Below are 6,731 nucleotides of genomic sequence, written 5' to 3'. Positions count from 1 at the left end.
ACACCATAAAAACGCTTGTAAAAGACTATATTTCAATTATTTCAAAGACCAATTCCCAATTTTAACGGGACAGTAGTGAAATAAAGTATTAAACAGTTTTTGTGTAAGTCTCACATCACCAATCTAATGTACTTTATAGTATGCTAGCATATTAGCCTTCAAAGACCCTTAATACCATTTAGTGAAATTCTTTTGATAAGGCGTATGCTCCTAACGGCACGTGATGGTCATTCACCCACGCTTCATTCACACGTAAATAAGACAAACATCTCCATAATAGATTACCGTATAAATATATAAAATCAGTCTTAAGTATCTTATATCCTGACACATCCAGTACAGATATAGAACCATATCTCATTTCAGAAAATTTTTTTTTCTGAACTAAAACATAATATACACAAAAGAATACAATAGAGTTGCATTATGTACTTACTTTAAAGTCTCATATAAAATATACTAGTATCCCATCATTTACAAGCAGGATACTAGTATAAATTATTTCAACAAATTCATGTATTTAAATCGGGATTATTATTCAATTGTTATTATCAGCAAAGTAACTCCATCGTTTAAGAGCAGATAAGGAGTTTTTTCTTCACCGCTTTGAGCTCCTTTCATTGCTTTCACAACAAAGATTCCCTTTTCTTTTAATTGTTCTTTAGTAAACAAAACACGGCCAGAATTATCAGTTGTAGCCTCTACCAAGAAGCTACCATCTTCTTTGAATAACTGTACTGTAGCCCCCTCTACTTTAGGATATGTATTATCTACAGGAACACCCTCAACTATTACTTCTAATGCCGGTTCTGTAATAGAAATGGTTTCAAATTCCATGTCCCTATTACAAGATACCATAAACAAACTTACTAAAAATAGGAATATATATTTTTTCATATCACTATACATATTATAAAATTAGATTACATTTCATTACCAACACCACCAAATGTATACAGAGATTGATCATGCAGCTTCAATTCTGGGCCAGGAATTGGGAAGTGGCGAACTGTTCCTTCAATCATTTGATCGTTATTTCTTCTGCGGTCAAAGAATCCTAACTGCGGCCACACCAAGTCGCATTCGACATAGCGTTCATAGAATAAAGCCTCCTCCAGTTCTTCGTATGATTCATTACCAGTCAAAGGAGAAAGTTCACCTAAATTAACTCTAGAATTATTAATCAGACGAGCAATCTCCGCTTTGCTACCTTGAGTACGAATTAAAGCCTCTGCCAAATAAGTATCATTCTCCATTTTAAGGAAATGATCTATAAAACCTTGGTTCAAATTTACGACGTCATAATATCTCCAATAACGATATTGTGAGAGAATGTAAGTTCCATAACCAGATCTATATATACGATTTGCTCCGAACCATCCATCACGCATAGAAGTATATTTAAAATATTTATTCAAACGCGCATCCGGACAATTGGTAATCTCAGGCCAGTCTTTATAACTGTCACTACCTTCTACTACTGGAATCGGATAAACAGCAGCTGGATCATTAGGAGCCATTTTATTAAGCAACCAGTAGCTAATTCGTTGCCAATCATAATTAAACAGGGCAAAGTAATTCATACCAACATCTCTAGTCATCACCTTACCTCTCCAACCATCATCATAAGCAACTTTAAAGTCCTCCTGCAATCCATTCTCTGCATAAGCTTTTACCTTATTCCAATCAACCTGCGCATTTTCTTCCTGAGTTCTTGGATTGGATACAAGGAAACGGGCTGCCATGGAATTAGCAAATTGCAATAACAGACTCTTATTGAAAGTCACTCCAGCTATCACCTGACTAGGATCTTCATCAATTTCATCAGCCTCAATAATATCAATAGCCTGATCAATCTTTTCAATGGCATAATCCATCACATCATTATAGCCCTTCGTATTGCCAACAAAATCAAATGTCAAAGCATCATCATGCTCTTCTGTAAACAGATATGCCTTATCATAAAGTAATGCAATATTACCATACAAAAGCGCCTCTATCAGATAAGCATGAGCCTTTGCACGATTGGTGTAATCAACACCACCTGTAGCAATCTTAAAGTTAGGATCTTCAAACATTTTTGCCATCTTAACTGCCATACCCACGCTACCATAATAATTATACCATGCTCCAAAGTTTATAATGATCACCGGGTCTGGTGCATCATCATTGAATAAAGTACGACGCGGACGAAACCAAACTTGACCAGAGCCCCAGCTATTTGTTGCAGACTGAAACAATTCTGCACAAGCAAAAGCCATTGTAGGACTGGCCGCAATAGAACCATTATACCATGTATTATAGCCGTTCTTCAACAGAGAATAAAACTCCGTTGGAGTTGCCAGATTTTCAATATTAGGTTGGTTTTCGTTTGGTACATTTAGACTTTCAAACAAATCATCACATGACGACAGCATGAAAAGTGCTGCAAAAATAAAAGTAAATATCTTTTTCATATCTTTAGTTTTTCAGAATTAGAATGTAAATGCAATAGAGCCAGTAATCGTTCGATACAAAGGATATTGTTCGTTAGATTCAAGACGGAAAGCATTTGAGTCAACACCCTTGCTCTTATCGGCTTTAACACCTTCAGGATCGTATCCCGGATACTTGGTAAATGTCAACAAATTACGTCCGATCAAACTTACTTTCATATTTTTCACGAACGGCTGCAAAGCCTTAATTTTGAAATCATAGCTCAAAGAGACCTCACGAAGTTTCAAAAAATCAGCATCATATAACAATACATCATTATCCCATCCTAGCAAACCAATGGACTGACCACCATTACTATAGTAAGGAGCTGCCTTAACTTCATTCCATGGCTTACCTGCCTGGTCAAATAACTTAGGTTCAGTAATATATCGCACTGCATGGTTATAAACAGTACCTCCATTCTGATATCCCCACAACATATAGAATGTAAATCCTTTATAAGTTAAAGTTGTATTCAAGTTCATATTAAAGTTAGGGGTCATACTCTTTGTCGGCAAAGCTACTATGTTACCTTTATCATCCTTTACTTTAACTGGAGTTTCGTCAACAGTACCAATTTTACTTCTCTCTACGACAAAGCCCTGGTTATTTATTGCAAAAACCTCATCAACAGTACGTCCTTCAGGTACTTGATTGGCAACTTCATCCAATGAACGAGCAAACTTATCCAAATAAAGAACACCAAAATCAACACCTTCTTCAATACGGAAACGAGTACCATCCAACATATAAGGAGTACAGTTCAGTTTAGTGATTTTCTGTTTCACTTTATCAAAAGTCAAACCAAAGTTCAATCCCCAGTCTTTTGAATTCAATACATCAGCACTTAATGTAGCCTCCCAAACTTTAGTTTGTATAGTTCCTGCATTTTGCCATTGATAAGCAGCGCCACTCAAAGGAGTTACTGGCACTTTCAAGATCTGGTCAGTATTGTTTGCAATTGAATAATTAACGCTGAAATTAAAACGATCTAAGAAACGAATATCAGTACCTATTTCCGTTTCTTTTGAGAATGACGGTTTCAGATTACTATTTCCTAAAGTTTCCATATTTCCCGGTACACCATTTTGAAGTGCAAAAACTTCATACTGTGCTTCATATGGAGGACGAAGACCTGCTACACCATACGAGGCTCTCAACTTCCATTCATTAATACCTGGAATCTTAAAGTCCTGAGTAATTCGCCATGCACCAGCTACACGGTAGAATGTCTGCCATCTAACATCTGCACCAAACAGAGAAGAAGCATCTCTACGTACTAATGCATCCAATATATATTTGTCTTTATAGTCCATAACAAACATACCCGCAATATTATTAGCAATACTCTTATAAATAGCGGAATTAGTAAACTGTTCAGAAGAAAGATTCACAGAAGTTATATCCATACCTCCCATGCCCAATGCACTACCACCTCCACTCAAAGAAGAGGAGTAAGATGACTCATACAGGTATTGAATCTTGAAACGCGTATTAAAATCACCAAATCTCTTGTAAAAAGAAGCATCAAAAGTTACGGTCTGTTCTGTGTTTTTCCACATACTTCTTGAAATATAACCTGGATCAGTAGTCAAGTCATATCTCAAACGTCCTTTAGGAGCAAGATACAGACTTTCACCTGTTGTACGAGTTGTTCCATAAGAAGCTGAAAAAGTCAAATAGTCAGTTGGATCATATTTCAAAGAAAAATAAGACAGTAATTTTTCAGAAACTGACTCATCCTTCGAATTTAACATATTATACAAAGGATTGACAATCTGATTCAGTTTGTTTACATTTACTAAATAAGGTGTTCCGTCCGTATTAGAAGCCAACAAGTCTGCAGCAGGATCAGAACGATACAAACTACCAAATGCAGCATTAGCACGATTATCCGTCTTAATACGGGAATATAAATTTGACGTGGTGAAAACCAGATTATCGAGTATTCTATAGTCCACATTCAAACGAATATTGGCACGTTTAGCCCCATCAACAATGGAAACCACACCACCCTCATCGGTCGTTTGAATCGAGGTATATATACTCATCTTATTATTCTGGGTCGTACCTTTTACAGCCAAGTGTGTAGTAAAATAATTTCCTGGATTAAAAAACTGATCAATGTGATCATATACGACTGGATACGGATTATCATACACTTTATCAGGGTCAGTCACACCATAAACAACATTACCATCCTGAATCAGATGATTCGTTGACTTACTTTGCTCAGGAACAAATCCTAAAAAGTTTTTACCATACTCTGTACGAAAATCAACCTGAACTTTACCAGCTCCCATACTTGTACCACGTTTAGTCATGATACTTACAACACCATTAGCAGCACGTGAACCATAAAGAGAAGAGGCAGCAGCACCTTTCAAGACCTCGATAGATTCAATATCTTCTGCATTTATATCCGCCAAGCCATTTTCAGTCAAAACACCATCAACAATAAACAATGGATTTGACGAACCAAAAATTGTTTTTACACCTCGAAGCTGAATATCAGATTCTGAACCAGGAGCACCACTAGTTTTAGTAATTCTCAAGCCTGCCACTTTACCCTGCAGAGCAGATGCAGCATCAGTCGCCGGAACCTTCAATAATTTATCAGCAGAAACCTTCTCAATTGAGAAACCCAATTTTTGTTTAGGGGTTCCAGCAGCCACACCTGTAACTATAACCTCACTCAAATTCTGTGAATCCTCGACCATATTGATCTTCAATTCACCACCTTTCACTTTTACTTCTTGTTTTACATAACCTATATAAGTTACAACAAGTATTGCATCATGTGGAGCATTAAGTTGAAATCTACCATCAAGATCTGTAATCACACCGTTTGATGTTCCTTTTACAACAACATTTACTCCAGGCAAAGACTCTCCATTGCTGTCTTTAACAATTCCCGACACAGACACCTGCTGTTGTATTCTCTCTACTGCAAAAGAAGCAGAACTTGCAAAAACGGTAGGAGCAAAAGATAAAAATCCCATTGTTGATAACAAATATGCTCCTCCAACCAACATACTTTTCTTTAGCATAAATAAATCATTAAGTTTAAAAATAAAATTAAATTCTCTATAGTTTATATCTAATAATTAGTTAAAGAACTCTTTGACTTGTCTATGTGCCCTAAAAAGTTCAAATGATGTATTACGACAATATTCACTACAGCCATAATTAAGTACTCGCAACGATAGAATTTACTCCTTCTGAATTTAATGCTTACTAAGAATCTAAAAAAAGTACTATCAATGCGTATCTTATATATGATCTATTTTGCACCATTAATCTGAAAATGCAGACAGTGGGAACATATAAAAGTCATAGTAAAGACAAGACTATAAGTGATAAGACCCCCTATCACTAGATTCCTTAAGTATTAGGTAGTCTATAACACAAACTGGAATGAGGAAATGCCGTATTGTCAAAGAACGATTTAGATTCCATAAATTCGGATTAAAATATGTAGATTCTTATTGTCCAGAATTACACAAGTTTAGAATATGTAACAAATAAGCCTTATAGCGTTTTAATCTATATTAATATTTATTTTACATAATAATGCCTTATCAACAAACATAGTATTTTATTTTTTATATCACGAAAGTAGCTAACGAAGTACAATTTAATGGCGTTTTCGTATCAAAAAAGCGTAAGATTTTATCATATGAATCTCTATATATACTTATTATCAAGCATTTTAAATTATTAAACACGAATCTACTCTTTTCCCCATATTCACCATTCACCACACAAATTCATAAACAGGCATGATAAGACAAGTATCATACATAAACTATGACAAATATTTAAAACTAGATAGCCCTGTCTGCATTTATACAAGGAATATATTCTTAAGATTCCTCATATATATATCCTTTTTCATTAGTGTCCCGTTAAAATCGGGACAAATTAATATTAATCAAACAATCCCGGAAAAAGGGAAGAATTGAGTTCTTTGACATCGTTGAAATTAGTCTTCTCAAACAACTCTTTAAGGCATGTTTTGTCCGCAAGAGAAATACTTAGGATTTGTAGAACTTCATATGTTGACCATTCCAGTTTAATGTCATGTTGAACTATAGCAACAAGACAATAGCTGATAATGGCAGTACAAATTTGGATTCGTACAGCATTTTCAGTAGTACCCCAAAACTTCTTAATTCTGAGATGCTGCTTTAGCCATTTGAAGAACAGCTCAACCTGCCAACGGTTTTTATATAGTTCGGCGATTTCAAGTGAAG

4 protein-coding genes are annotated in these 6,731 nt (G+C 35.4%); all 4 read right to left on the bottom strand.

The features are described 5' to 3' along the window. Positions 1-534: 534 nt before the first annotated feature. The gene (locus BN102_RS01550) at positions 535-897 is read right to left on the bottom strand and encodes a hypothetical protein (RefSeq protein ID WP_156810912.1); all 363 of its coding nucleotides are present in this window, start codon (positions 895-897) and stop codon (positions 535-537) included. A gap of 26 nt (positions 898-923) precedes the next feature. Further along, positions 924-2,456 carry a hypothetical protein gene (locus tag BN102_RS01545; protein WP_019207295.1) on the bottom strand — a complete coding sequence of 511 codons (1,533 nt, stop codon included), beginning with the start codon at positions 2,454-2,456 and terminating at the stop codon, positions 924-926. Between the two features lie 18 nt (positions 2,457-2,474). Next, entirely contained in the window at positions 2,475-5,525 is a 3,051-nt protein-coding gene (locus BN102_RS01540; RefSeq protein ID WP_019207294.1) for a SusC/RagA family TonB-linked outer membrane protein, read from the bottom strand. An 880-nt stretch (positions 5,526-6,405) separates the two neighbouring features. Further along, the coding region (locus tag BN102_RS01535) for a transposase (RefSeq protein WP_019207293.1) at positions 6,406-6,731 on the bottom strand (326 nt) is incomplete at its 5' end.

The organism is Phocaeicola abscessus CCUG 55929 (genome assembly GCF_000312445.1).
GTDB lineage: Bacteria > Bacteroidota > Bacteroidia > Bacteroidales > Bacteroidaceae > Phocaeicola > Phocaeicola abscessus.
The sequence above is the reverse complement of the archived record's forward strand: the minus strand, read 5'-3'. Positions and strand labels throughout refer to the sequence as shown.